Annotated in this window: 15 protein-coding genes; 10 read left to right on the top strand and 5 right to left on the bottom strand. The window is 59.8% G+C overall.

All coding sequences use genetic code 11. The annotated features are described in order from the left end of the window. Positions 1-3: 3 nt before the first annotated feature. Positions 4-588 (bottom strand): carboxymuconolactone decarboxylase family protein, encoded by a 585-nt coding sequence (locus tag AC1D1F_RS12550; protein WP_477676964.1) that lies wholly within the window; start codon positions 586-588, stop codon positions 4-6. Between the two features lie 132 nt (positions 589-720). Between AC1D1F_RS12550 and AC1D1F_RS12545 the strand changes: the two genes are divergently transcribed. From AC1D1F_RS12545 to AC1D1F_RS12500, 10 genes are all read left to right on the top strand, one after another. Continuing rightward, complete coding sequence (locus tag AC1D1F_RS12545; RefSeq protein ID WP_477654157.1) at positions 721-1,056, top strand: winged helix-turn-helix transcriptional regulator; 336 nt, start codon at positions 721-723, stop codon at positions 1,054-1,056. Positions 1,057-1,180: 124 nt separating this feature from the next. After that, the gene (gene grpE / locus AC1D1F_RS12540) at positions 1,181-1,741 is read left to right on the top strand and encodes a nucleotide exchange factor GrpE (protein WP_477676962.1); all 561 of its coding nucleotides are present in this window, start codon (positions 1,181-1,183) and stop codon (positions 1,739-1,741) included. 157 nt (positions 1,742-1,898) lie between these two features. Beyond that, positions 1,899-3,842: a molecular chaperone DnaK gene (gene dnaK / locus AC1D1F_RS12535; RefSeq protein ID WP_477697369.1), complete on the top strand. Its 1,944-nt coding sequence runs from the start codon at positions 1,899-1,901 to the stop codon at positions 3,840-3,842. 188 nt (positions 3,843-4,030) lie between these two features. After that, on the top strand, positions 4,031-5,176 hold the full coding sequence (gene dnaJ, locus AC1D1F_RS12530) for a molecular chaperone DnaJ (RefSeq protein WP_477697368.1): 1,146 nt from the start codon (positions 4,031-4,033) through the stop codon (positions 5,174-5,176). A 169-nt stretch (positions 5,177-5,345) separates the two neighbouring features. Further along, complete coding sequence (locus AC1D1F_RS12525) at positions 5,346-6,569, top strand: glycerophosphodiester phosphodiesterase (RefSeq protein WP_477676959.1); 1,224 nt, start codon at positions 5,346-5,348, stop codon at positions 6,567-6,569. Positions 6,570-6,768: 199 nt separating this feature from the next. After that, a complete protein-coding gene (locus AC1D1F_RS12520) occupies positions 6,769-7,875 on the top strand; it encodes an S-(hydroxymethyl)glutathione dehydrogenase/class III alcohol dehydrogenase (RefSeq protein ID WP_477695463.1) in 1,107 nt (368 codons plus the stop codon). Between the two features lie 112 nt (positions 7,876-7,987). Continuing rightward, positions 7,988-8,860: an S-formylglutathione hydrolase gene (gene fghA, locus AC1D1F_RS12515; protein ID WP_477678103.1), complete on the top strand. Its 873-nt coding sequence runs from the start codon at positions 7,988-7,990 to the stop codon at positions 8,858-8,860. A gap of 44 nt (positions 8,861-8,904) precedes the next feature. After that, positions 8,905-10,584: a phosphoethanolamine transferase gene (locus tag AC1D1F_RS12510; RefSeq protein WP_477678104.1), complete on the top strand. Its 1,680-nt coding sequence runs from the start codon at positions 8,905-8,907 to the stop codon at positions 10,582-10,584. Between the two features lie 130 nt (positions 10,585-10,714). After that, the gene (locus tag AC1D1F_RS12505) at positions 10,715-11,497 is read left to right on the top strand and encodes a transporter substrate-binding domain-containing protein (protein WP_477700735.1); all 783 of its coding nucleotides are present in this window, start codon (positions 10,715-10,717) and stop codon (positions 11,495-11,497) included. 99 nt (positions 11,498-11,596) lie between these two features. Next, on the top strand, positions 11,597-12,265 hold the full coding sequence (locus tag AC1D1F_RS12500) for an amino acid ABC transporter permease (RefSeq protein ID WP_477678106.1): 669 nt from the start codon (positions 11,597-11,599) through the stop codon (positions 12,263-12,265). A gap of 127 nt (positions 12,266-12,392) precedes the next feature. On the opposite strand, the gene AC1D1F_RS12495 is transcribed toward AC1D1F_RS12500, so the two are convergent. The 4 genes from AC1D1F_RS12495 to AC1D1F_RS12480 form a co-directional block, all read right to left on the bottom strand. After that, complete coding sequence (locus AC1D1F_RS12495; protein ID WP_477678107.1) at positions 12,393-12,824, bottom strand: GNAT family N-acetyltransferase; 432 nt, start codon at positions 12,822-12,824, stop codon at positions 12,393-12,395. A gap of 37 nt (positions 12,825-12,861) precedes the next feature. Continuing rightward, positions 12,862-13,950: a PA0069 family radical SAM protein gene (locus AC1D1F_RS12490; protein ID WP_477700734.1), complete on the bottom strand. Its 1,089-nt coding sequence runs from the start codon at positions 13,948-13,950 to the stop codon at positions 12,862-12,864. Positions 13,951-14,264: 314 nt separating this feature from the next. Then, positions 14,265-25,415 carry a calcium-binding protein gene (locus tag AC1D1F_RS12485; RefSeq protein WP_477700733.1) on the bottom strand — a complete coding sequence of 3,717 codons (11,151 nt, stop codon included), beginning with the start codon at positions 25,413-25,415 and terminating at the stop codon, positions 14,265-14,267. Positions 25,416-25,445: 30 nt separating this feature from the next. After that, entirely contained in the window at positions 25,446-25,982 is a 537-nt protein-coding gene (locus tag AC1D1F_RS12480; protein ID WP_477678649.1) for a hypothetical protein, read from the bottom strand. Positions 25,983-26,457 lie beyond the last annotated feature (475 nt).

Here is a 26,457-nt window from a genome sequence, read left to right as displayed (position 1 = left end):
TTATCAACGCGCCCAGCGCGCCGCCCAGGGCTCCAGCGGCACGCGGGCCGCGTTGCATACATAGCTGATCGCGTGGTACCAGCCGGCCAGCATCAGCAGCTCAACCAGTTGCGGCGCCGACCAGAGCCCGGCCAGTTCATGCCACAGCGCATCGCTCACCGTGCTGCTGTCGTGCAGCTCATCGACCAGCCGCAGCAACAGGCCGTCGCGCTGCGCCAGGCCCTGCCCGCCCGAGGCCGGGTCGGCAATCGCGGCGTTGTCGGCGTCGCTGAAACCTGCCGCCCGGCCGAAGGCGGTGACGTGCACGCCCCATTCATACTCCGCGCCGCAGCGCGCGCAGACGCGGTTGATCACCACCTCGCGGTCACGCAAGGACAGGCTGGCGCTGGAGCCGAGCAGGTAGCCGCCCCATGAGGGCATGCGCTCCAGCAGCCTGGGGTTGACGGCCAGCACGCGGAAAAGCGCCAGCACATTCGGCGCGGCCGGCGGCGTGATCTTTTTGAGGAGCGCGTCCTGCTCGGGGGTGTAAGGCGGCTCCACTGGCGCGATGCGAGGCAGGGGTGCAGTAGTTGTCGTGGTGTTTGTCATGGCGGGAAGGCTTCCGGTTGGGTTGAGGGACTTTCAATCGCTACGGATTTCGTAGCGATTACCCACTATATCGCTACGTATTCCGTAGCAATCGTCGCAGACACGACAGGCGCAGCCCCTACAATCCAGGGCATGACGTCCACCCTCCCCCTTCCCGGCAAACCGGTTCGCGGCTCCGCCACGGGCCGGCCCGTGATGGCCTTGCTGGACCTGCTGGGCCGGCGCGGCACGCTGCGCCTGCTGTGGGAACTGCGTGATGGGCAGGCGCAAAGCTTCCGGCAATTGGCAGCAAATGCCGGAAACATGTCGCCTTCGGTCATGAACGACCGGCTGAAGGAGTTGCGCGAGGCGCGGCTTGTGGAACTCGCAAGCGGCGGCTACGTCCTCACCGCCACGGGCAGCGGACTGCTGCACAAGCTCAAACCGCTCCACCAGTGGGCAGAAGAATGGGCCGCCCAGGACGCATAAGCCAATCCGGCCGCCGCTCCTCGCGCGGCCAAAAATTTCGTAATCCAAATCGAAGCCCTTGTCTTGAAAAGGGCTTTGCCATCCCCAGTTGGGAACCTTACCAACACCAACCCTGTTGCTTCGCATGTCTGAAAACAAACAACCCGAACAAAATCAACCCCTTAGCGGCGAACCCAGCCCCGAGGAACTCGAAGCGGCGCAAGCCGCCAATGAGTTTGACGCGCTGACCGTGGCGCAGGCCGAAGTCGCCACCCTGCAGGCCAAAAACACCGAGCTGTCCGACAGCTACCTGCGCGCCAAGGCCGAGACCGAAAACGCCCGCCGGCGTGCCGACGAAGACGTGGCCAAGGCCCGCAAGTTCGCGCTCGAAAGCTTCGCCGAAAGCCTGCTGCCGGTGGCCGATAGCCTGGAAGCCGGCCTGGCCATCCAGGAAGCCTCGCCCGAGCAGATCCGCGAAGGCGCCGAAGCCACGCTCAAGCAGCTCAAGAGCGCGCTCGAGCGCAACCGGGTCGTGGCCATAGACCCCGCCGCCGGCACCAAATTCGATCCCGCCCAGCACCAGGCCATCAGCATGGTGCCGGCCGACCAGGAAGCCAACACCGTGGTCAGCGTGCTGCAAAAAGGCTACCTGATCGCCGAGCGCGTGCTGCGCCCTGCCCTGGTAACGGTGGCAGCCTCCAAATAACAGACCACAAACGAATGCAAAAACATGTTGAGGCCCTTGAAGCCCACCAACTTACCCACAAGTTATCAACATAGTCGTTCACAGCGGCCAGGGGGCTTAAACCCCGGCCACCCCACTTTCAATCTTTCACGAATCAAAAAAGCAGGAGTAAATCATCATGGGAAGAATCATCGGCATTGACCTGGGCACCACCAACAGCTGCGTATCCGTCATGGAGGGGAATACCCCCCGCGTGATCGAAAACTCGGAAGGCGTGCGCACCACCCCTTCCATCGTCGCTTACCAGGAAGACGGCGAAGTGCTGGTCGGCGCATCCGCCAAGCGCCAGGCCGTGACCAACCCCAAGAACACGCTCTACGCCGTCAAGCGCCTGATCGGCCGCAAGTTCACTGAAAAAGAAGTCCAGAAGGACATCGCGATGATGCCCTACGCCATCGTCGCGGCCGACAACGGCGACGCCTGGGTTGAAGTGCGCGGCAAGAAGATCTCGGCCCAGCAAGTCAGCGCCGACATCCTGCGCAAGATGAAGAAAACCGCCGAAGACTACCTCGGCGAGCCCGTCACCGAAGCCGTGATCACCGTGCCCGCCTACTTCAACGACGCACAGCGCCAGGCCACCAAAGACGCCGGCCGCATCGCCGGCCTCGAAGTCAAGCGCATCATCAACGAACCCACCGCGGCAGCCCTGGCCTTCGGCCTGGACAAGCAGGAAAAGGGCGACCGCAAGATCGCCGTGTATGACCTGGGCGGCGGCACCTTCGACATCTCCATCATCGAGATCGCCGATGTCGACGGCGAAAAGCAGTTTGAAGTGCTGTCGACCAACGGCGACACCTTCCTGGGCGGCGAAGACTTCGACCAGCGCGTCATCGACTACATCGTGGCCGAGTTCAAGAAAGACAGCGGCATCGACCTGTCCAAGGACGTGGTCGCCCTGCAGCGCCTGAAAGACTCCGCGGAGAAGGCCAAGATCGAGCTGTCCAACAGCCCGCAGACCGAAGTCAACATTCCCTACATCGCGCACGACCCCGCGACCGGCCCCAAGCACCTGCTGGTCAAGCTGACCCGCGCCAAGCTTGAAAGCCTGGTCGACGAACTGATCGAGCGCACGATTGCGCCTTGCCGCATCGCCATGAAAGACGCCGGCGTCAGCGCGGCCGACATCCATGACGTGATCCTGGTCGGCGGCCAGACCCGCATGCCCAAGGTGCAGGAAAAGGTCAAGGAGCTGTTCGGCAAGGAACCGCGCAAGGACGTGAACCCCGACGAAGCCGTCGCCGTGGGCGCCGCGATCCAGGGCCAGGTCCTGTCCGGCGACCGCACCGACGTGCTGCTGCTCGACGTCACCCCGCTGTCCCTGGGTATCGAAACCATGGGCGGTGTGATGACCAAGATGATCAAGAAGAACACGACCATCCCGACCAAGTTCGCGCAGACCTTCTCCACCGCCGAAGACAACCAGCCGGCCGTGACCATCAAGGTGTTCCAGGGCGAACGCGAAATCGCCTCGGGCAACAAGGCGCTGGGCGAGTTCAACCTCGAGGGCATTCCGCCGGCATCGCGCGGCACGCCGCAGATCGAAGTGTCCTTCGACATCGACGCCAACGGCATCCTGCACGTGGGCGCCAAGGATAAGGGCACCGGCAAGGAAAACAAGATCACCATCAAGGCCAACTCTGGCCTGTCCGAAGCTGAAATCCAGCAAATGGTGAAAGACGCCGAGCTGAACGCCGAAGAAGACAAGAAGAAGGTCGAGTTCGTGACCGCCAAGAACAACGCCGAAGCCATGGTGCACAGCGTGAAGAAATCGCTGGGCGAATACGGCGACAAGCTCGAAGCCGGCGAGAAGGAAAAGATCGAGACCGCCATCAAGGACATGGAAGAGGCGCTCAAGGGCGACGACAAGGCCGCCATCGACGCCAAGAACACGGCCCTGATGGAAGCCAGCCAGAAGCTCGGCGAAAAAATGTACGCCGACATGCAGGCCTCGCAAGCGGCAGCCGGCGGTGACGCGGGCGCCGCGGGTGCCGCGCAAGCCGAGGCCAAGCCGGCAGACGACAATGTCGTGGACGCTGAGGTCAAGGAAGTCAAGAAGGGTTAAGACCCGGTGGCAACAAGCCCTGCATTGGCGCGATAACTGCATGCACGCGCAGACGGCACAATCAGGTGCACAAGGCGGAAACCGGGAGCTATCCCGGCTTTCCGCTTTTGTACATCTGCCGATACCGCCAATGCCAGCGCCTGCCGGCTGACCGCCGACCCGATCAACGACCAAGACCCTGAGCTGCCATGGCAACAAAAAAAGACTATTACGACACACTGGGCGTCCCCAAGAACGCCAGTGACGAGGACATCAAAAAAGCGTATCGCAAGCTCGCGATGAAGCACCACCCCGACCGCAACCAGGGGGATGCGTCCAAGGTCGCCGAGGAAAAATTCAAGGAGGCCAAAGAGGCCTACGAGATGCTCTCCGACGAGAACAAGCGCGCGGCCTACGACCAGTACGGCCACGCGGGCGTCGACCCCAACATGCGCGGAGGGCCGGGCGCGGAAGGCTTCGGCGGGTTTGCCGAGGCCTTCGGCGACATCTTCGGCGACGTGTTCGGCGGCCAGCGCGGCGGTGGCCAGCAGCGCGGCGGCCGCCAGGTCTACCGCGGCGGCGACCTCAGCTACGCCATGGAGATCACGCTCGAGGAAGCGGCCCACGGCAAAGAGGCACAGATCCGCATCCCGAGTTGGGACGACTGCAACACCTGCCACGGCAGCGGCGCCAAGCCCGGCACCAAGGTGGTGACCTGCACCACCTGCCACGGCCACGGCGTGGTGCAGATGCGCCAGGGCTTTTTCAGCGTGCAGCAGACCTGCCCGCAGTGCAAAGGCACCGGCAAGCTGATCCCCGAACCCTGCGTGACCTGCCACGGCCTGGGCAAGACCAAAAACAACAAGACGCTGGAAGTCAAGATCCCCGCGGGCATCGACGACGGCATGCGCATACGTTCCACCGGCAACGGCGAGCCCGGCACCAACGGCGGCCCGCCCGGCGACCTCTACATCGAGATCCGCCTGAAGAAGCACGACATCTTCGAGCGCGACGGCGACGACCTGCACTGCGCTGTGCCCATCAGCTTCACCACAGCGGCGCTGGGCGGCGAGATCGAGGTGCCGACACTCGCCGGCAAGGCCGCCATCGACATCCCCGAAGGAACCCAGGCCGCCAAGCAGTTCCGCCTGCGCGGCAAGGGCATCAAGGGCGTGCGGTCCAGCTATCCCGGCGACCTGTACTGCCACATCACGGTGGAAACGCCGGTCAAGCTCACCGAGCACCAGCGCAAGCTGCTCAAGGAGCTTGACGAGTCGCTGAAAAAAGGCGGTGCCAAGCATTCGCCGAGCGAAGAGGGCTGGGCCGACAAACTGAAGAGCTTCTTCAGCGCCTGATGGCCTGACCTTTCAAACCAAAAATGCCGGACTTGCTCCGGCATTTTTTATGCGCGGCCCGAAAATTTGCGAATGTTGTTTTGCGAACAAGGCGGCACACACTGTCACAGGCCTGTCGTCATCCCACGTCTACGATCAGCCTTTTAACTTTTAACTCAGGGAAGCACCCATGACCGTATCGACCCGCAAGGCCTTCAACTTCAGGCAAGGCGCCTTGCTCGCCCTCGTTTGCAGCGGCGTGCTGCTGGCCGCCTGCACCTCCTCGGGCACGCCCTCGCAAGCCGGCCTCTCCACACTCGACGGCAAGGCGCCCCTGGTTATCGCCCACCGCGGTGCTTCCGGCTACGTGCCCGAAGAAACACTGGAAGCCTATGCGCGCGCCATCGAGCTCGGCGCCGACGTGATCGAGATGGACTTGATCGTCTCCAAGGACGGCGTGCTGATGACCCGCCACGACCCCAACCTGGCCTTCAGCACCGACGTGGCCAAACACCCGGAATTCGCCTCGCGCAAAAAGACCATCAAGGTTGACGGCGAGACACAGACCGGCTGGTTCAGCGATGACTTCACGCTGGCCGAGATTCGCACCCTGGGCGCCATCTCGACCGATGCCGAGCGCCCCCAGCAGTTCAACGGCCAGTACAAGGTGCCGACCTTCCAGGAAGTCGTGGACCTGGCCAAGGCCCAGTCCATCAAGACAGGCCGCAGCATCGCGATCTACCCTGAGACCAAGAACCCGACCTACTTCCGCGAACGCGGCCTGCCGATGGAAGACAAGCTGATCGCCATCATCAACGCCGCCGGCTGGAACAGCAAGACCGCGCCCATCTACGTGCAGTCCTTCGAACCCGGCAGCCTCAAGTACATGAAAAGCAAGGGCCTGAACACGCGCCTGATCCAGCTGATCGACGGTGACGGCATAGACCCCAAAACCGGCCGCGTCACCTTTGCGCTGCCCAGCGACCGTCCCTATGACTGGACCCAGGCCGGCGACAAGCGTTTCTTCGACGCCATGGTGACACCTGAAGGCCTGGCTGAAATCAAGACCTATGCCGACGGCATAGGCCCGTGGAAACGCTACATCATCAGCACCAAGGGCACCATAGGCACCGACGGCAAGCAGGTCGACATCAACCGCGACGGCAAGCTCAACGATGCGGACTCCAACTCGCAGCCCGCCACCAGCCTGGTGGCCGACGCGCACAAGGCCGGCCTCTTCGTCCACCCCTTCACCTTCCGCAACGAATCGCGCCGCCTGGCCGCCGACTACCAGGGCGACCCCAAGGCCGAGTACCTGGCCTTCTACCGCGCCGGCGTGGACGGTGTGTTCACCGACTTCACCGATACCGCCATTGCCGCGCGCACGCAGTACCTGAAAGAAGCCGGCCGCTAAAAGCCTGTCGCGCTTTTTTTCAAGCAGCGCCGGCCGCCTGCGCTCCTTTCAGGGAGCCAGGCGGCTTTTTCATTCGGGCCGGCGCCCCGGTGTTTTCTCAAAATGAAACATCTTGCGGGCCAGGGGCGAAGGGACTGGCTTATAGTGCCTTACGCAGCGCAATGCCCTTTCGCCCACCCCTAACGCAAGCACCCGCACCATGAAAACCAAAGCCGCCGTCGCCTGGAAATCAGGCCAGCCCCTGACCATCGAAACCGTGGACCTGCAAGGCCCGAAATTCGGCGAGGTGCTCGTCGAGATCAAGGCCACCGGCATCTGCCACACCGACTACTACACACTCTCGGGCGCCGACCCGGAAGGCATCTTCCCGGCCATCCTGGGCCACGAAGGCGCGGGCATCGTGGTCGATGTCGGCCCCGGCGTGACGACGCTCAAGAAGGGCGACCACGTCATCCCGCTCTACACGCCAGAATGCCGCCAGTGCAAGTTTTGCCTCTCACGCAAGACCAATTTATGCCAGCTGATACGCGGCACACAAGGCAAGGGCCTGATGCCTGACGCCACCAGCCGCTTCAGCCTGGACGGCAAGCCCATCTTCCATTACATGGGCACCTCCACCTTCAGCAACTACACCGTCGCGCCCGAAATCTCGCTGGCGAAAATCCGTGAAGACGCGCCCTTCGACAAGGTCTGCTACATCGGCTGCGGCGTGACCACCGGCATAGGCGCGGTACTCTTCACCGCCAAGGTCGAAGCCGGCGCCAACGTCGTGGTCTTCGGCCTGGGCGGCATCGGCCTCAACGTCATCCAGGGCGCGAAGATGGTGGGCGCCGACAAGATCATCGGCGTGGACATCAACCCCGCGCGCCAGGAGATGGCACGCAAGTTCGGCATGACGCATTTCATCAACCCGAAAGAGACCGAGAACGTGGTCGATGCCATCGTGCAGCTGACCGACGGCGGCGCCGACTACAGCTTTGAATGCATAGGCAACACCAAGGTGATGCGCCAGGCGCTGGAATGCACGCACAAGGGCTGGGGCCGCAGCATCATCATCGGCGTGGCCGAAGCCGGCGCCGAGATCAGCACCCGGCCCTTCCAGCTTGTCACCGGCCGAAAATGGGAAGGCTCGGCCTTCGGCGGCGCGCGCGGCCGCACCGACGTGCCCAAGATCGTCGACTGGTACATGGAAGGCAAGATCAACATCGACGACCTGATCACGCACACCATGCCGCTTGAGGACATCAACAAGGGTTTCGATCTCATGAAAAGCGGAGAGTCCATCCGCGGTGTCGTCTTGTATTAACGTGGGCCCCCACGCTTTTCACTTCGTGTAATGCGCTGCCCCCCGAGGGGGCGCTGCGCCTGCGGCCCGGCAAAGCCGGTTCCGCGGCCCCTGCTTGAACAGAAAGATATCCATGACCACAGCCCCGGAAGTTCTCAGCGAACACGGCTGCTTCGGCGGCCTGCAACGCTTTTACCAGCACGACTCGCGCGAGATCGGCCTGCCCATGCGCTTTTCGGTGTACCTTCCGCCGCAGGCCACGGCCGGCAACGAGGTGCCTGCGCTGATCTACCTTGCGGGCCTGACCTGCAACGAAGAGACTTTCATGACCAAGGCCGGCGCACAGCGGCTGGCCGCCGAACTCGGTCTGGCACTGGTTGCGCCCGACACCAGCCCGCGCGGCGCCAAGGTTCCGGGTGAAACCGACAGCTGGGACTTCGGCGTGGGCGCCGGTTTCTACCTCGATGCCACACAAGCCCCATGGTCACGGCACTACCGCATGGAAACCTACCTCACTGGGGAGTTGCTGCCGCTGCTGGCGGACGCGCTGCCGATCGATACAAGCCGCATCGGCATCTTCGGCCATTCGATGGGCGGCCATGGCGCGCTGACACTCGCGCTCAGGCATCCGGATCTTTTCAAGTCTGTCTCGGCCTTCGCGCCCATCTGCGCGCCCAGCCGGTGCCCCTGGGGACACAAGGCGTTCAGCGGCTACCTGGGAAGCGATGAGTCGCAGTGGCTTGAGCACGACGCCACCGCCCTGATGGCCCTCATGCCCGCGGCGCCCTACCCTGGCGGCATACGCATAGACCAGGGCCTGGCCGACAAATTCCTCGCCGAACAGCTGCACCCCGAGCTGTTTGAGGCCGCATGCGCCAAGGCCGGCCAGCCGCTGGCGCTGCACCGCCATGCGGGCTACGACCACGGCTACTACTTCATCGAGAGCTTCATGGCCGAACACCTGCGCCACCATGCGCGGCAAATGGGCCTCGCCGCCGCAGCTTGAGGCCATAAGCCCACCCTAAGGCACGGCAAATACAATGCAGCGCTATGCCGCTGCAACCCGCGCCCACCTCCCAGCCTCTCACCTCCCCCAGCCAAAACAGCCACGGCATGCGGCCGTTGTGGCTGGTGGTGCTGGCAAGCGTCTGGATCGCCACGGTGTGCAATGTGGCGCTGTGGCGCGAACTGGCCCGCCTGCCCGGCCTGAGCGCCGGCCAGGTCGCCGTCATCAGCGTCGCCCTGGTGCTGGTGATCGCGCTGGCTACCACCGCGTTGCTAAGCCTGCTGGCCTGGCGCTGGACACTCAAGCCGGCCATCACCCTCTTCCTGCTCTCGGCCGCTTTCGGCGCCTATTTCATGATGGCCTACGGCGTAGTCATCGACAAGACCATGATGGTCAACACCCTGCAGACCGACGTGCGCGAGACCCGCGACCTGCTGAACTGGCGCCTGCTGGCCACAGTGCTGGTGCTGGCGGTGCTGCCGCTGGTGCTGCTGTGGCGGCAGAAGATCAGGCGCGCCAGCGCCGCGCGGCAACTACTCGGCAACTTCGCCACGCTGGCCGGCGCGTGCGTGCTGCTGGTGCTGGTGATGTTTTTGTTCTTCCAGAGCATCGCCTCGGTCATGCGCAACTACACCCATGTGCGCTACCTGATCAATCCGCTCAACTCTTTTTACGCGCTGGGTTCCATCGCGGCAAAGCCCTTCCAGCGCGATGAATCCGTGGTGCTGCCGCTGGGGGAGGACGCGAAGCTGGGCGCCAGCTACACGGCGCAAAACAAACCGCCGCTGCTGCTGCTGGTGCTGGGCGAGACGGCGCGCAGCGGCAACTTCTCGCTCAACGGCTACGGCCGGCCCACCAACCCGCTGCTGGCCAAAGAAAACGTCGCGAGCCAGCGCAACGCCTGGTCTTGCGGCACCAGCACGGCGGCCTCGGTGCCCTGCATGTTCTCCAACTTCGGCCGCGAAGCCTACGACTCACGGCCCGCCAATTACGAAGGCCTGCTCGACGTGCTGCAACGCGCCGGCCTGGCCGTGCTCTGGATAGACAACCAGTCGGGCTGCAAGGGCGTGTGCGACCGCGTGCCCAGCGTCAACACGGTGCAGCTCCAGGTGCCGGGCCTGTGCGACAGCGGTGACTGTTTTGATGAAGTGATGCTGCACGGCATCAACGAGCGCATTGCCGCGCTGCCGGCCGAGCGGCGCGCCAAAGGCGTGGTGGTGGTGATGCACCAGATGGGCGGCCACGGCCCGGCCTATTTCAAACGCTCACCGCAGGCCTCCAAAAAATTCCTGCCCGAGTGCACCGACAACGCGCTGCAAAGCTGCAGCCGTGAAGGCCTGCTCAATGCCTACGACAACAGCATCGTCTACACCGACCAGCTGCTGGCCTCGTCCATCCAGTGGCTCAAGGCGCAGGAAGCGCACAGCGCGCCCGCCCTGCTTTACCTGGCGGACCACGGCGAATCACTGGGCGAGAACAACCTCTACCTGCACGGCATGCCCTACGGCATCGCGCCCGACGTGCAAAAACGCGTGCCCTGGATCACCTGGCTGTCGCCCGGCTTCGAGCAACGCGGCAAGCTGACGACAGCCTGCCTCAAGCAGCAGCTCGATGTGCCCGTGAGCCACGACAACTACTTCCACTCGGTGCTGGGCCTGATGAATGTGCAGACCGGCGTCTACAAGCCCGCGCTCGACATCTACGCCCACTGCGCCAAGCCCTGAGCTCTGAAGCCCGGCCGGGAGCACCCGGATGCGACGTAGGGCTTTTTTGGGGCGGCATGCACCAGCATGGCGAACGGATTTAATATTCAACCCGCATCTCAATAACAACTCTCTTATGCAAGGGCTGAATATGAATATCCGCAAGGCTCTGGCCTCCACGCTCCTTCTCACACTCGCTTTCAGCGCCGGCGCAGCCGACCTGCTGGACACCGTCAAGCAGCGCGGCACGCTCAAGGTGGCGCTTGAAGGCACCTATCCTCCGTTCAATTACAAGGAAGGCGGCCAGCTCGCCGGCTTTGAAGTGGAACTGGCCAATGCCCTGGCGCAAAAGCTCGGTGTGAAGGCCGAGTTCTCGACCAGCGAGTGGAGCGCCATCCTGGCCGGCCTGCAAGCTGGCAAATACGACGTGGTCATCAACCAGGTCGGCATCACCGACAAGCGCAAGGAGACCTTTGATTTCTCCGAGCCTTACACCATCTCCGCCCCGCAGCTGATCATCCGCAAGGATGAAAAACGCGAGTTCAAGTCGCTGGCCGACCTCAAGGGCAAGAAGCTGGGCCTTGGCCAGGGCACCAACTACGCCGATATCGCCAAAAAAGTGGGCGGCATCGACGTCAAGACCTACCCCGGCGCGCAAGAGTACCTGCAGGACCTGGCCCTGGGCCGCATCGACGCGGCGCTCAATGACAGCCTGCTGATTCCCTACATCGTCAAGCAGACCAAGCTGCCGCTCAAGCCCGGCGCGCCTGTCGGCGAGCTCGAAAAATCCGGCATCCCCTTCGTCAAGAACAACCCCAAGTTCAAGGCCGCCATCGACAAGGCGCTGGCCGACCTGCAGGCCGACGGCAGCTTCGCCAAAATCTCCAACAAGTGGTTTGACCGCGACGTGAGCAAGCCGCCTGTCGCAAAGTAACTCAGGCAATCGAAGTAACATTCGACCAGCCGCGCGCCATCCTTCGGCGCCTGAAACAACCCCGGCTCTCTGCCGGGGTTTTTATTTGTGGAGACCCTTATGGACTTGTCCGGCTTGACCTCCCTGTTGCGCGATGCCTTGCCCCTCATGCTCAAAGGCGCGGCATGGACGCTGCTGCTGGCGGTGGCGTCTGTTTTCTTCGGCGCCGTCATCGGCACGATTGTGGCCGTCACCCGGCTGGCCAAGGTGCCCGGACTCTCGCAGTTCGCGACCCTGTATGTCAGCTGCATGCGCGGCACGCCGCTGCTGGTGCAGCTCTTCGTCATCTACTTCGGCTTGCCCAGCATAGGCATACAGTTCGACCCGATCAGCGCCGGCATCCTGGGCCTGAGCCTCAACGTCGGTGCCTACCTGTCTGAAACGATACGCGGCGCCATCAACGGCGTGGAACACGGCCAGTGGAACGCGGCCCGCAGCCTGGGCCTCACGCAAGCGCAAACGCTGCGCTATGTGATCGGCCCGCAGGCCCTGAGGCTGGCCGTGCCCAGCCTCTCCAACAGCCTGATCAGCCTGATCAAGGACACCTCGCTGGTCTCGGTGATCGCCGTGGGTGAGTTGATGCTGGCGACCAAGGAAGTGATCGCCACCACCTTCCAGCCCTTTCCGCTCTACCTCGCGGCCGCGGGGATTTATTGGGCCATGAGTGCATCGTTTGAGACGCTGCAGAAGAAGCTTGAGATACGCTTGAACCGCAGTTATTTGCGTTAGGAGCCGCTCAAAAAACCCTCCTGGCGTTGTTGCGCCGCCTTGCCGTGCTGTAGCACTGTCTGCGGCGACGCGCCTAGCCAGGACCGCTTCGCTGGGTTTTATGAACGGCTCAGGGACGGTCACCGTTTCAGTTGTCGCCGATCAAACCGTTTTTCATCGCCTGCTCCTGGTTCGCAAAAATCGCCATCGCGGTCAACATGCGCCGAAAGCCCAGCTTGCGGTAAAACGGCTCCTTGCCGGCTACCGCATACAGGATGATTTTCTTGTGCCCCCTGGACAGGCTGACCAGCTTGGCCACAATGTCCTTGCCCAGGCCTACGCCCTGGTGATCAGGATGCACCGCGATATCGCAGATGTAAGAGCAGTCCATGCCGTCGGCCAGTGCACGGCCGGCGCCAATGAGTTTGCCACCCTCATACACAAAACATTTGAACAGGCTGTTGGAGAACACGACTTTGAGGTCCGCCGGTTTCTTCTCGCCCAGCGGCGCGATCCGGTACAGATGAGACAAAGCATCCCAGTCCATGTCGTCCGATGAATGTTTCCAGTCGAATGCCACACTGAACTCCTTGTAGAACACGGCTTGCACTATACGTTTAGAACAGGCTGCCCTGCCCCGCGGCACCCGGCGGCCTGAAGCGGCTCAAATCCAGCTCGACTCGCTGGCGGTTAAAGCCCAGCCGGTTGCAGCATTTTTCAAAGCGCTGCTTGATCAGGTCGGACCACAGGCCATAGCCCTTCATTCGCGAGGCAAAGTCGCTGTCGTAATCCTTGCCACCGCGCATCTCGTGAATGCGCGCCATGATGCGCGCGGCACGCTGCGGGTAATGCAATTCCAGCCATTCCTTGAAGATGGGTGCCACCTCCCAGGGCAAGCGGATCACCGTGTAAAACGCTGAACGCGCGCCGGCCTCCCAGGCCGCCTCCAGCACCTGCTCCATATCCTCGGTCACAAAAGGAATCTGCGGCGCCACGCTCACGCCCACAGGCACGCCGTGCTCGGCCATGGCGCGGATGGTGCGCAGCCGCCGGTGCGGCGCGGCGGCGCGGGGCTCCAGCTTACGCGCGAGCTCGCCGTCCAGCGTGGTGATGGTCACGTAGACCGCCGCCAGCTTGTCTGCCGCCAGCGGCGCGATCAGGTCCAGGTCGCGCTCCACGCCGCTGGACTTGGTGATCAGCGAAAACGGATGGCTGACGTCGCGCATCACCTCGATCACGCCGCGCGTCAGGCGCAGTTCGCGTTCTGCGGGCTGATAACAATCTGTCGCCGAGCCGATATTGAGCAGCTGCGGTACATAGCTGCGCTTGCGCAAGTCGGCGCGCAGCACCTCGGCGACATTGCGCTTGGCGATGATCTTCGTTTCAAAGTCCAGCCCGGGCGAAAGATTCAGGTAGCTGTGCGTGGGCCGCGCATAGCAGTACACGCAGCCATGCTCACAGCCCCGATAGGGATTGATGCTGTAGTCGAAAAAAATGTCGGGCGAGTCATTACGCACGATGGCGCTGCGGGCATCCTCCATCGTGACGGTGGTTTCGATCCGGGGCACTTCGCCCGCCGCGCCTTCCTCCAGCGTGCCCCAGCCGTCGTCCCACGCGCTGCGCACGTCTTTTTCAAACCGGTGGGCCATGCGCGTGGCCGTGCCGCGGCCTTTGATGGCATGGATGGGAATGATGGCGTCGGACATGAGGGGGAGCCGGTGGTATTGGCGAAGAGCCCGTGAGATACTGTATATACATCCAGTATAAACACGCAATCCACCGGGATCAACACCCAAAATCAACACCCCAAAGGCCCGCCTCGCCGGGAGGCTGTTGCAAGGGTTTTCAGTGAAAATTTTTATGTGTCAAATCGGCCTCTAGCCAAATATACATATAGACTAGAAGCTACCAATTTGATAGCAAACGGAAAATCTTCCCGTGCGCTTCGGCTTCAACGCAATTCAGCGCAGCCAGCATAGGCCAGCCAAGCCGCCGGGGGCATTGACGCCCCCGTACCCACTCAACCCAAGCGGAGCAGCCCCTCCTGCAGGCTGGCCGTCGAATGCAGCGCTTGCGCCTGCGCGCCAAACTGCGCGTTTGTCAGCACCTCCTGTGCCTTGCCCAGCCCGATGCCGGCCAAGGTGCCGTTGGCGCCGTACTGGTAGGCCAGGTCCCCGCCCAGCGCTTCGCTGTCGCTGCCAGCCAGGTGGAACTGCGTCAGGCTGTTGCTCAGCGACCAGCTGCTCAGGCCCGGCGTAGCGCTGCGCGCCGCATCAAACGCACCGACCAGGCCCTGGAAGTCGAAGGTCTGCACCTTCTTGTTGAGCAGCGGGTCGCTGGAGTTGGCATCGAAGTCCGCCATGGCTTCGGCAACTACTTGCAGGTTCAGCACGCTCTGGTAAGAGGCTCCTTCGTACCAGTTGCTGAAAGTCAACTGGTCGGTGCCACCGACCTTCAGCACCAAGTCGTTGCCGTTCTTTTGCAAGGTCAGGTCTGCGTAGTCCAGGCCGGCGCCGCCCAGGCTGACGGTGTCGTCCTCGCTCTGCAAGGTTCCGTTCCACACCACTACGTCCTCGCCGTCGCCGGTGTTGAAGGCGATGACGTCCGCTCCTGCTCCATTGATGAGGTAGTCGTTGCCGGCGCCGCCCATCAGGAAGTCGCCCCCATCGAAGCTCTGCAGAGCGTCGTTACCAGCTCCACCGTTGAAGAGGTTGTTGTCTCCAAAGTCGTAGAGGTTGTCGTCACCCTCGCCGCCTTCGAGCACGTCCGCGCCGCCTCCGCCGTAGAGGTTGTCATCGCCGCCGAAGCCTCGCATCAGGTCATTGCCTTCGCTGTCGTAGACGCCTTCGTCGCCTTGTGTACCGGAGTATGTAGTCAAGCTGTCGATCATTGCAGCGTCCCACACCGTGCCGTCATGGAACTCGACACGCTCAATTTTGTAGGCATCGTCGTAGAACCAGTTGATGATTTGCGCCCGATCGTCCGTACCCTTGATGCTCAACGACAGGAAGCCGTTCAGATCCCGCGAGACGATGATGTCTTCAACGGCCACGGTGCTGTCAAAGCGGATGGTGTCGAGGCTGCCAATGGTCGCGTCGTTATCTTCAATGAAGTCCTGGCCAGAGCCTCGGCCCAGCAGATACACGTCGTTGCCGGTGCCGCCATTCAGATAATCTCTTCCCGCGCCGCCATCCAGCGTATCGTTGCCGCCGGCACCACACAACTGGTCATACGCTCCGCCCAGGCCATTGAGCGCATCGTCACCCTCGGTGCCGTAGATATCATCATCGCCTTCCGTTGCCTCAGCCATGACGATCAGGCTCTGGAGAATGGCGGGTGTCCACACCGTGCCGTCATCGAACTCAATCCGTTCAATCCTGCCATCGTCATAAAGTGGATCACTTCCCATAAACCAGTCGCCGATGCTGATCCTGTCGCTGGTGGCGTTGATGTACAGGTACAGATTGCTGTAACCCCGCATGACCGTGATGTCGCTTACTTCGACCGTGCTGTCAAAGCGGATAGTGTCGAGGTTGCCAATGGTCGCGTCGTTATCTTCAATGAAGTCCCGGCCGAAGCCCCGGCCCAGCAGGTACACGTCGTTGCCGGTTCCGCCATTCAGATAATCGTTGCCGGCCCCACCATTCAAGACGTCATCGCCGCTGCTGCCATAAACCTCGTCGTCACCACCCAAGGCGTTGAGCGTGTCGGCTCCACTGGTGCCATACAAAACATCACTCTCTTCAGACGCCGGCACAGCCGCAATCAGGCTTTCCAGCATGGCTGGATTCCATACGGTGCCATCGGCAAACTCAACCCGCTCAATCCTGCTTGCGTCGTCCCCAAACCAGTTGCTTAACGTAATCTGGTCACCGGTTCCCTCAATACTCAGATAGAGATTGGAGGAGTCACGCGTCACCTGAATGTCGCTGGCCAAGACCGTCGCACCGAAGCGGATGGTGTCGGTATTGCCTGCAGCTGCGTCGCTGTCGATGATCAGGTCCTGACCATCTCCGCGCGTGAACAGGTACACATCGTCGCCCTCACCGCCAAAGAGCATGTCGTTGCCCCCCAGTCCTTGCAACACATCACGGCCGCTGGTCCCTTCCAGATACTCGTCGTACTCACTGCCCACCAGAATAAACACAGCCGCCGCCTCCAGGGCTTCGGCGAGCCAAGCCGTGCCATCGGCAAACTCAACCCTTTCGATCCTGCTTGCGTCGTCCACAAACCAGTTGGCCACGGTGATCCGGTCACTGGTTCCCTCAATACCCAGATAGAGATTGAAGTAATCACGCGTCACCCGAATATCGCCGGCCAAGACCGTCGCACCGAAACGGATGATGTCGGTATTGCCTGCAGCCGCGTCGCTGTCATAAATCACGTCCTGACCATCGCCCCGCGTGAACAGGTACACATCGTCGCCTTCACGGCCAAGGAGCGTGTCGTTGCCACCCAGGCCTTGCAAGGTATCACTGCCGCTGGTCCCCTCCAGATAATCGTCGTACTCACTTCCCATCAGAAAAAACTCAGCCGCCGCCTCCAGGGCTTCGGCGAGCCAGACCGTGCCATCGGCGAACTCAACCCGCTCGATCCTGCTCGCGATATCTCCAAACCAGTTGCTTAACGTAATTCGGTCGCTGGTTCCGTCAATGCTCAGATAAAGACTGAAATCGTCGCGGGTGACCCTGATGTCGCCGGCCAAGACCGTCGCATCGAAACGGATGGCGTCGGTGTTGCCTGCAGCCGCGTCGCTGTCATAAATCACGTCCTGACCATCGCCTCGCGCGAACAGGTACACATCGTTGCCAGTGCCACCGTTCAGCGTGTCATCGCCACCCAAACCAATCAAGACATCTTCGCCGCCCAAGCCTAGCAGCCAGTCGTCGCCTTCGCCGCCTACCAGCTCTTCGCCGCCCTCCGTGCCAATCAGAGCTACGGGCAACCTAGCCTCCACGTCGGCCCGGCTCCAGAACGTGCCGTCATAAAACTGAACCTGCTCAATGGTGTTGGCGCCGGGGACAAACCAGTTGGTGATCTCGATGCGGTTTGTGGTGCCGTCTATGCTGAGATAGAGGTTAAATTCATCGCGGCTTACTTTGACGTCCTCGACCGCAACGGTCCAGTCAAAATTCACAATATCTTTGTCTTCAGCACTCGTGCCGGTGTCATTGATCGTGTCGATGCCACCACCTCGCCTGAATGTATAGATATCACCTCCTGACCCGCCATCAAGCGTGTCATTGCCGGCGCCGCCGTGCAGATAATCGACCCCCTCCATTCCATAGAGTGTGTCGTTGCCGTTGCCTCCATCAAGGTAGTCGACTCCCGCTCCGCCGTCGAGGGTGTCGTTACCGCCGTTGCCGTAGATGTAGTCGTTACCACCCAGCCCGCTTAGCACTTCGGCGCCTTCTGTGCCGTACAGAACATCGTAGTCTTCAGTACCGAGCGCTACGGTGATTAGGCTTTCCAGCATGGCCGCATCCCATACCGTGCCGTCAGAAAATTCAAGCTGTTTCGCTTTGAATTCATCGCCGTTGAACCAGTTGTTCAAGCTGATGCGATCGGTCGTGCCATCGATGGCCAGGTACAGGTTGTAGTCATCGCGGGTGACCCGGATGTCTTCGGTAGCAACGGTGGCGTCAAGGCGAATGGTGTCGAGATCGCCCTCTTCATGGTTGTAGTCGTCAATCTCATCATGCCTCGCGCCACGGCCGAACAGATACACATCACTGCCCGCACCGCCATTCAGATAGTCGTTGCCGGCCCCACCATTCAAGACGTCATCGCCACCGCTTCCATAAAGCTCGTCGTCGCCCTCCATGCCTTGCAAGATGTCATTGCCGCTGGCCCCCTGCAGGTAGTCGTCTTCTTCACTGCCAATGAGTGCGAGCCCGGCCATGGCCTCCAGGTCTGCGGTATTCCACACCGTGCCGTCGGCGAATTCAACGCGCTCAAGCTTATACGCGTCGCCATCAAACCAGTTGGCCAGGGTGATCCGGTCGCTGGTTCCGTCTATCGCCAGGTAGAGACTGGAACCGTCACGTATGACCGCTATGTCGCCGGCCGAAACCGTGGGGCCAAAACGAAGGGTGTCAGTGTTGCCCGAGGTTTCGTCGTAATCAGAGACATAGTCGCTCCCGCCACCGCGGCTGAAGAGGAAGACGTCGTTACCCAGACCGCCGCCCAGGTAATCGTTGCCCGCACCACCGGCCAATGTGTCGTCGCCAGCGTCTCCGAACAGGAAGTCATTGCCCGCTTCGCCATACACCCAATCGGCGCCGTCGCCGCCATGCAAGCTGTCATTGCCGCCTTCGCCATGCAAGATGTCCGCGCCGGCATCACCGCTGATGACATCGCGACCCGATGTACCCTGCAGGGTGTCGGCGCCCGAAGTTCCATTCATGATGTTATCTTTGTTCGTGAGTTCGATGTCCAATGAATTTATGGCGATGTCGTAGTTTTGGATGACCAGACTGAGCTGGCCGTCCAGGCTGATACTCAGGGATTGATCGCTCTGATTGAAGTCGTAGATGAAACGCCCTGAAGCATCGTGGTATGCCTGCTCGGATCCAGAACGCGTGCCGCCGGCCAATATGTACTCGACCCCCTGGCTATCGCGATAAACGATATGACCGAGGTGATCCACATCATGGATGGTGTCGATACCATCCCCAAAGTTGTAGACGTAGACGTCGTTGCCGGCCACGTCGTCAAGGTAATCATCTCCGGCGCCGCCGATCAGGGTATCGTTTCCAGCCCCACCAATCAAAAGATCACGATCTGAAGAGCCTAGAAGAACCTCGTCGTCATCGGTGCCATCGACAACATTGATCTCAGTTGCAATGGCCAGGAACTCGCTCAAGTTCAAGATTTGGCCATCACTAAAACGAAACTGTTCCACACCTACTGAAGAAATGGAGTTCGGAACGGGCTCCGCCCAATAATTAATTTCCAGGAATTTTCTCCCATTGGAGAACAACTCCAGTTCTGTCCAAGGGCCGTAGACCCAGCGATAACTCAAGTTGGCCAGGGCGATGCTTGCATCAAACTCCAGCGTGTCGACGACAGAAAAATTCAGATCACCATGCGCCTGGTAGTACTCTCCAAAAATTTCCCAATCGAATGAAGCCGTATCAGCGATATGGTCAACATCTTCGCCATTCAGACCGACGTAGTAGGTATCGGCGCCTCCTCCGCCATTCATCCAGTCGTTTCCCGTTCCGCCTATGATGAAGTCATCCCCATCCGAGCCAATGATGTGATCGTCATCGGCTCCAGCGTCGATCCATGCGCCCAGTCCTCTATCTAAACTATTTACCCAAAGATAACGCCCCAGATCGTCACCTTTCGGGGGAATATCCGCCGTGTTAATTCGCCCCCAATCCAAATAGGGGTCAAGCGTGAGTTCAATCGAATCGCTACCGGCACCGGATTCAACCGCGCCAGCGAAGCGGCCCAAGGTAAAGAAATACTCCGCCTCCTGATACCCAACGCTCAGGCTGTCGTCCCCGCCCGTGCCCTGAATCAACTGTTGCGCTTTAGCCCGAACCTCGTCCCACACAGTTTCAGTACGGGTTACATCCCTGTAGCCCATCAGTTTTGAAACCACGACAGTTTTCTCAGCTTGACCGGGGATGTACATATATCCGGTGGGTTCACCGTTGAAGTCGAGTACCCACGTCGTACCCGGCGGCACCTGCACCCCAATAACGGAACCGGTCAGACCAAATTCTGCTGCAAACGCTTTATCTGAAATTATCCTTCCTGGGGTGCCAGGGGTTGTGATCGAAGTCGATTGCCGGATCTCCTCGCGAATGGTCCTGGTGACTTCTCCGCGGAATACTGACGTCCAGTCCCATCCGGCATTAAGGACTGTTTTGCCATCTGCAGAGGCCGGTAACTGCAAAGAGTCCTGATTAACCAACTCAGCCTTAATCTCTCCTTGCGATACATCCCGGACCAATGTCATCGTGCGCAATTGCCACAGTTGGTCCTGAATGAACTTCAGCTTCCGTTGTTCAAGGGTATCTACCGCTGGAATCAACGCTTCGAGAAAGCTACCCAGGGTCATAGCCTCGTGGTTATCTGACTTTATTTTCCAGCTGTCGGCCATCGATGCATCACTGGCGTAACCCTTCAGTTTTACTGACGAGAATTGACCGCTCGACAGCCAAAGATCACCATCGATGACCCGGGCGTCAACCTGCCCGCTAAAAATCAGGGTGCCGTGCTCACCAGCCGTGTATTCAATAACATCGTTACCACTGGTTTCGTCAAACCGGTAAGTGTTGGCTCCGGCTCCTCCGCGCAGGACATCGTCCCCTGCATTACCTTCGATAAGATCGTCGCCATCCCCGCCGTAGAAAATGTCGTTACTGGTGGTACCCGACCAGTCATCGTCACCGGTGGTCCCTCGTGTTATTCCGTCTAGAGAGGTGCCATCCCCGGTATCGGCCTCCAGCAGAGTGCCCAGCAAAACACTCGTTCCATCTGCAAATTGAATCTCTTTGATGCCTTTCTCCGTCCCCGGAGTCAATTTGATACTGTCACTACTGCTGTAACGGATGAGCACATAGGCACCTCCGGCAGTATCCGCTTGGAAGATATTGCTGATACTTATGTCTGCCAGTTCAATTCCCTGGCCAAATCGAATGACGTCCAATGGTTCGCTTTGACCATCTGCCTTGGCATCAATCGCATCGTTTCCATCACCAAGGCGAAACAGATAGGTATCCGCCGCACGGTCATCTTGACCATCTGCCCTGCCAAAACTGCCACTGCTGCCGCCAGAAAGGAGGTCATTTCCTTCTCCGCCAATGATCAGGTCTGCGCCATTGCCACCAAACAAGCTGTCGCTATTTGTACCACCGTCAATCACGTCATTGCCATCACCCCCGCCGATGATGTCAGTGCCGCTACTGCCGCTTAAATAATCAGCAGCCGCGCTTCCTGTCAATTTCTGATTCAGTGCGATATCGCTGGTCCAGGTCAAGCCCGTTGATGAGTTCCAATTGCCGGACCTGAGTTTGCCGTCTTGCGCCTGGGCCTCGAATATCGATTGCAATGAAACCGTCTCTCCGGCCGCGCTCTGGATATGGGTTGCCGAGATATCAAGGCCTTCACCCAACGCCACGAGACCCGACAGGCCAAAGGAAATGTAAGTGCTGCCGTTTTGCACAAACATTCTGGTTTGCTGCAGATCCACATCCACATCCGAGATGATGAGCGTATTGATGCCTGAGCTGTCGACAACGGTTGAAACATAGACGTTATTCCCATCTATTGGTTTCAGGGTGATGCTGTACGTGTCGTCGCCTATTCCTCCATCGAGATAATCGTCACCGTCCGAGACCAGCGTGTCATTTCCATCGTCGCCATAAATGGTGTCCCGGTCTTCTCCACCTTCAAGGTAATCGTCACCACCTCCCCCAACTAGGAAATCGAGCCCTGACCCGCCTAGCACTACGTCGTTACCGTGCCCACCCCACAACACATCACTACCGTCCCCTCCGTCCAGGTAGTCGTTGCCATGCCAGTTCTCGGCAAGCTGGTTGTCGTCCCCAAACAAGATGTCATTGCCTGCTCCGCCATAGAGCGTGTCGTCACCTCCCGCACCCCACAGCCTGTCGTCGCCGCCCTCTCCGTTCAAGTAGTCGTCGCCATGGTATTGACCAGCCAGCTCAGGCTCATAGGCATCCCCGAGCAGCCCATCATTCCCGGCACCGCCGTACAGAATGTCATTGCCACCGCCGCCGATGAGTTCGTCTTCACCGTCCTCTCCGTCCAGGTAGTCGTCTCCGTGATATTCGCCCGAGAGATTTGACTCCAATGCATCGCCCTGCAACTGGTCGTTACCGTCTCCGCCATAGAGCGTGTCGTTGCCGCCGTGTCCGATGAGAAGGTCGTCGCCACCTTCACCATCGAGGTAATCGTCGCCGTGGAACTCGCCGGAAAGTTGTGACGCGTTGGCGTCACCGCCAAGCACGTCACTACCATCCCCGCCATACAAGGTGTCATCCTTGCCGCCGCCAATCATCGTGTCGTTGCCTTCCCCGCCGTCGAGGTAGTCATTGCCGTTGTACTCACCTTCCATGGCATAGTTTGGCGCGTCGCCCACTAGCCAATCGTCGCCGGATCCACCAAACAACACGTCGCCGCCGCCCCATCCGACCATCATGTCATTGCCCGCCCCGCCATCGAGATAGTCGTTACCGTGTTCCGTCGATAAGGTGTACTCAGGCTGCAACACGCCTGTCGTATAGCCGTCGCCGTCCATGTGGTCGTCGCCTTCGTCGCCTACCAGCGAGTCCGCCCCGCCGCCACCAAACATGTAGTCATTGCCCGTGCCTCCATCAAGGTAGTCCTCACCGCCCCCGGCCACCATGTAATCGCTGCCCCCACCTCCAAACATCAGGTCCGCGCTTTGTGCTGTGGGCAGCCGGGTTGTAATGCCTGTAAACGCAAACACTGAACCCGGCAAGTAGCCATTGGGATATGACTGCTGCAGCGTGACGCTCCAACCCGGCTGCACAGTGACGGTCTCCAGGTCGCCAAACATAGCGTCGTCACCCGCGCCGCCCACCATCAGGTCTTTGCCTTCGCCGCCGTACAGCACATCACTGCCGGCGTCGCCATACAGCGCATCGTCGCCTTTGCCACCATCCATGATGTCGGCTTGGTCGTTAGGCGCCGCAATGACTTGCGCCAGCACTTCGTTCATGGTGTGCTGCACATCGGCAAAGATCCTGTCGTCGCCGTCGCCGCCCACGGCATAGTCACGATCGGTGCCCAACTCGATCAGGTCTTTGCCCGCGCCACCAAACACTTTGTCGTTGCCGCTGCCGGCCTTGATCCAGTTTGTGCCGCCGCGCGTGGCGTTGACCATGTCAGCGCCACCGCCCGCAGTGATTTCGTCGTCACCCGCGCTGTCAAACAGCGAATCGGCGCGGCCTGCCTCGGGCTGGTTTTCGTCCACCATCACATTGCCCAGAGCGTCGTACTGAACCTGCACGCCTTCGGCCACCACATCCGTATCCAGAGGGGCAAAGTCGCCCAGGATAAGGCCGCCGCCGGTCGGCGTCGGCTGGGTATCCACTGAGCCCGGTAATGTGATGCCGAGGTTGCCTGAAGTGAAATTTTTGACGACGGCGCTGACGCCTGCGCCGCTGATGCTGAGGGTGGTGCTGCCGTCGGTTTCTGTTCGGGTGGTGTAGGTGAAGCGTTTGTCTTCGCTTTGCCAAGTGCCTGTATTGGCGGTGCTGCCGTTGGCCATCTTCTTGATGGCACCTATACTCAGGTCTTTTTCGCTACCGGCGGCATCGATCACTTTGATTGCGCCCTGGCCATCGGTATCGATGATGGTGTCTACCCCACCATCACTGGCGCGTAGATAGTAGGTATCGTTGCCTACGCCACCTAGCAAAGTGTCATTGTCTTTGCCCCCCTCCAGAATATCGTCGCCGGCATTACCTTCCAGGTAGTCATCTCCGGCCTTGCCTTTCAAAGTGTCATCGCCACCTCCACCGTAGAGGTGATCCTCCAGTTTGTTGTCTGTGCCAGTCAGCATGTCGTTGCCGGTGTCACCAAACGCGAACCTCTGCATGGGAATTGGCCTAAGTACCCCGCCCTGGCGAGCGGTGTTCTCGGCGAGAAGAATTTTCTCTGCCCCGCTACCATCGAACCAGTGCAAGTCGTACGCCCGATCCTTCGAAATTCCATCGACATATGCCACACCAGTTCCATCTTTTGTGTTGCGGGCCGCGATGGCGACAAGCAGTGTCGCGCGATCACTCCGCCAATTCTTGGTAAAGGTACCAAGCCCCTGAGCCCGCTGCTGCGCCGTGAGCTGCGCATCAGCGTCCCATTGCCCGGCTAATACTTCGTTAGCTTGTTTGAGTTTGTCAAGCGCTGTGGTGTCGCTTGTATTAATAACTACAGGGCTTAGCGCATAAAGGCTTAGAAAGGCAGCAAAGTTTGTCTCAGCTTGGGTGGCAAGACCTGCATCGGCAAGCGTCAGCGTGGCTTTACCAACGAGCCCCTTGAAAGCATCGCTCTTGGTGAGAACGTCGATGTTGGTTTGGTAATTTATCCGGCTAAGTTCATGACCGGATACGTCTCCAAGTTGAGTAGGCGTGGTGCCATTGCCTTGAAAAATACGCCTTAGACCGTCAAGTACGCCTTCGTATGAATTGGCCATGACGTTGCTACCCGCTTTGACGAAATCATTCAACTTGGCAAAGGTCATTGTGCGGTCGAGCTTCTCCAGGGTTGCCCCAAGAGCAAGCAGATCGGTTTGCTTGTACATGAAGTGATTGGACATGCCGAGCTCAGTGAGCTTGACACCGTCTTCCTGGTACAAACCGATACGTTGCCCGTACTGATTGAAGCCCACAGGATCCCAATCATTGGTGGTGACGTTTATGCCGTTCTCCGCGTAATAGTTATTTTGGAGACTCGCGACGGCACCAAAACTACCTAGGCCAAGACCTGAACCAATCAATTGGCTGATTGAACTGAACGAAGTTGCAATGTTGTAATTTTCTTGTAGGCGGCTAAATCCAGCGCTGTTGAAGGTATTCACACCTTGCACCCCCCACTGTTTGCCAAACAAGCGCGCAAAAGCCGTTGCCAAGTAGCCACCCAGGCTGTGGGCGTTGACGGATTCGATGGTGCTAATGGCGTTAACACCGGTGAAAGTTCCAGCGCCGTCCACTGGCGACGCGGCCACAAAGTTGTTGTTTGCATCCGTTCTGATTTGCGGGGCTTGCTGTCCAGTCGCAGTAGTGGCTTTAAGCCACCAGTTGACCATGCTAACGATTTGACGGTATGGCACCCCCGCACTTGCCAAATCACCATCGTCGAGAAAATCTTGCCCTTCCTGCGTGCCACGCACGGAGACATACACTTTGTCGGCATAGTCGGTTCCCGCTTTTCCACGCCATACCGTTGCGTCAAAACCGCCTGTCGCTGATAGCTCCTGGTTCAGCACTTCAAAGTTGGTAGTGATGAAGTCCGCCTGCGGCTGAGTCATGCGGTCGGCAATGACTTGATTGAGGGCGGTTCCGGTAAGTAATTCAGCCTGCACTTGACCGGCTATGACGTTATGCATCCCCTTATAGGAAGCGTCCGCCAGAAGAGCATTCAGGTAAGCCTCGTTGATTGTGTTCATTTCATTCGCTCCTTGGATAGGATTAGGGAATCAAGGGGTCGGAACTACCGTCCAATTTAAATGCCTCATGGCTTGCAAAACACCCCCAGGATGTCGGGCGATGTCATCCTTCGGTACTTCGCACGCGCGCAGCAACAAAGTCATTTTGGTTCCGCTGCTACCAGCAGGTATGCCCAGGAAGCCGCGAGCAGGCCTAATCCAAGACGACACGAGTACTGGCTCTTTGGTTGTGGCGTCCAGGTAACCTGATTGGTGACGCACGATAACTACGCTTGGTGGCCAAAGTGCCCCCACTTCGCTACTCTGCGTGTAGTAGACGGTTCGCCCATAAGCCGACTTTTCATTCATCGTTAAATGAGTATTCTCGCGGGCACTACAAAGCGCCATCATCTGGGGGTAGGCAATGATTTCATCCGCAACTGGAGCAAAAAAGATCAACGGAGCAAGCACCACACCAAGTGCTTTTCGGTACCGCATTGCCCCCAGCCACCGGGGAATCTTGATGCCCAAGGTAATGGCAATCACGGCCCAAAGACCCGTGACGAAGAGAAAGAAAAATCCGGTCAAGCTGTAGTTCTCCAATTTTTTTGTTCACTACCTGCGCTAGCACCTCATTAACCTGTTTGCATAAAAATGGTTTCTGCGAATCGCCTTCTCAATAAATTCTTCGCGGCTGTGATATCGCCTCTTCGAACAGCAAAAATCGATTCGAGCAGACACGAAACGCCGGCTGCGATGCGCTTAAGAACAGTTACCCAGCCAATCTCCTGTGACCAATAGCTGATCTCATTTCGAACGCCACTTGTTAAACGCTGCTCTCAATGTGATCCGGTCATTGTCAAAGTGATCGATAGAAATGCTCACCTCTCCCTCTCCGACTCCTGCACCGCCTTCTGCACAGGCGACAACAAATACTCGAGCACCGTCCGCTTGCCCTGGTTGACCCTGGCCACGACTTGCATGTCCCGGTAGCCAAGAGCTTCCCGGGGTTTCTATGTCGTCCCCATTAGCCGAGGCGAACCAGCCCTTCCTGCAAGCTGCT

The organism is Polaromonas sp. P1_H6, from assembly GCF_056405195.1.
The sequence above is the reverse complement of the archived record's forward strand: the minus strand, read 5'-3'. Positions and strand labels throughout refer to the sequence as shown.

Excerpts from the sequence above, each read along its gene's own strand:
- AC1D1F_RS12525 (WP_477676959.1), top strand. The coding sequence starts at position 5,346 with ATGACCGTATCGACCCGCAAGGCCTTCAACTTCAGGCAAGGCGCCTTG.
- AC1D1F_RS12545 (WP_477654157.1), top strand. The coding sequence starts at position 721 with ATGACGTCCACCCTCCCCCTTCCCGGCAAACCGGTTCGCGGCTCCGCC.
- grpE (WP_477676962.1), top strand. The coding sequence starts at position 1,181 with ATGTCTGAAAACAAACAACCCGAACAAAATCAACCCCTTAGCGGCGAA.
- AC1D1F_RS12500 (WP_477678106.1), top strand. The coding sequence starts at position 11,597 with ATGGACTTGTCCGGCTTGACCTCCCTGTTGCGCGATGCCTTGCCCCTC.
- AC1D1F_RS12490 (WP_477700734.1), bottom strand. The coding sequence starts at position 13,950 with ATGTCCGACGCCATCATTCCCATCCATGCCATCAAAGGCCGCGGCACG.
- AC1D1F_RS12520 (WP_477695463.1), top strand. The coding sequence starts at position 6,769 with ATGAAAACCAAAGCCGCCGTCGCCTGGAAATCAGGCCAGCCCCTGACC.
- AC1D1F_RS12485 (WP_477700733.1), bottom strand. The coding sequence starts at position 25,415 with ATGAACACAATCAACGAGGCTTACCTGAATGCTCTTCTGGCGGACGCT.
- fghA (WP_477678103.1), top strand. The coding sequence starts at position 7,988 with ATGACCACAGCCCCGGAAGTTCTCAGCGAACACGGCTGCTTCGGCGGC.
- dnaK (WP_477697369.1), top strand. The coding sequence starts at position 1,899 with ATGGGAAGAATCATCGGCATTGACCTGGGCACCACCAACAGCTGCGTA.
- dnaJ (WP_477697368.1), top strand. The coding sequence starts at position 4,031 with ATGGCAACAAAAAAAGACTATTACGACACACTGGGCGTCCCCAAGAAC.
- AC1D1F_RS12550 (WP_477676964.1), bottom strand. The coding sequence starts at position 588 with ATGACAAACACCACGACAACTACTGCACCCCTGCCTCGCATCGCGCCA.
- AC1D1F_RS12510 (WP_477678104.1), top strand. The coding sequence starts at position 8,905 with ATGCCGCTGCAACCCGCGCCCACCTCCCAGCCTCTCACCTCCCCCAGC.
- AC1D1F_RS12505 (WP_477700735.1), top strand. The coding sequence starts at position 10,715 with ATGAATATCCGCAAGGCTCTGGCCTCCACGCTCCTTCTCACACTCGCT.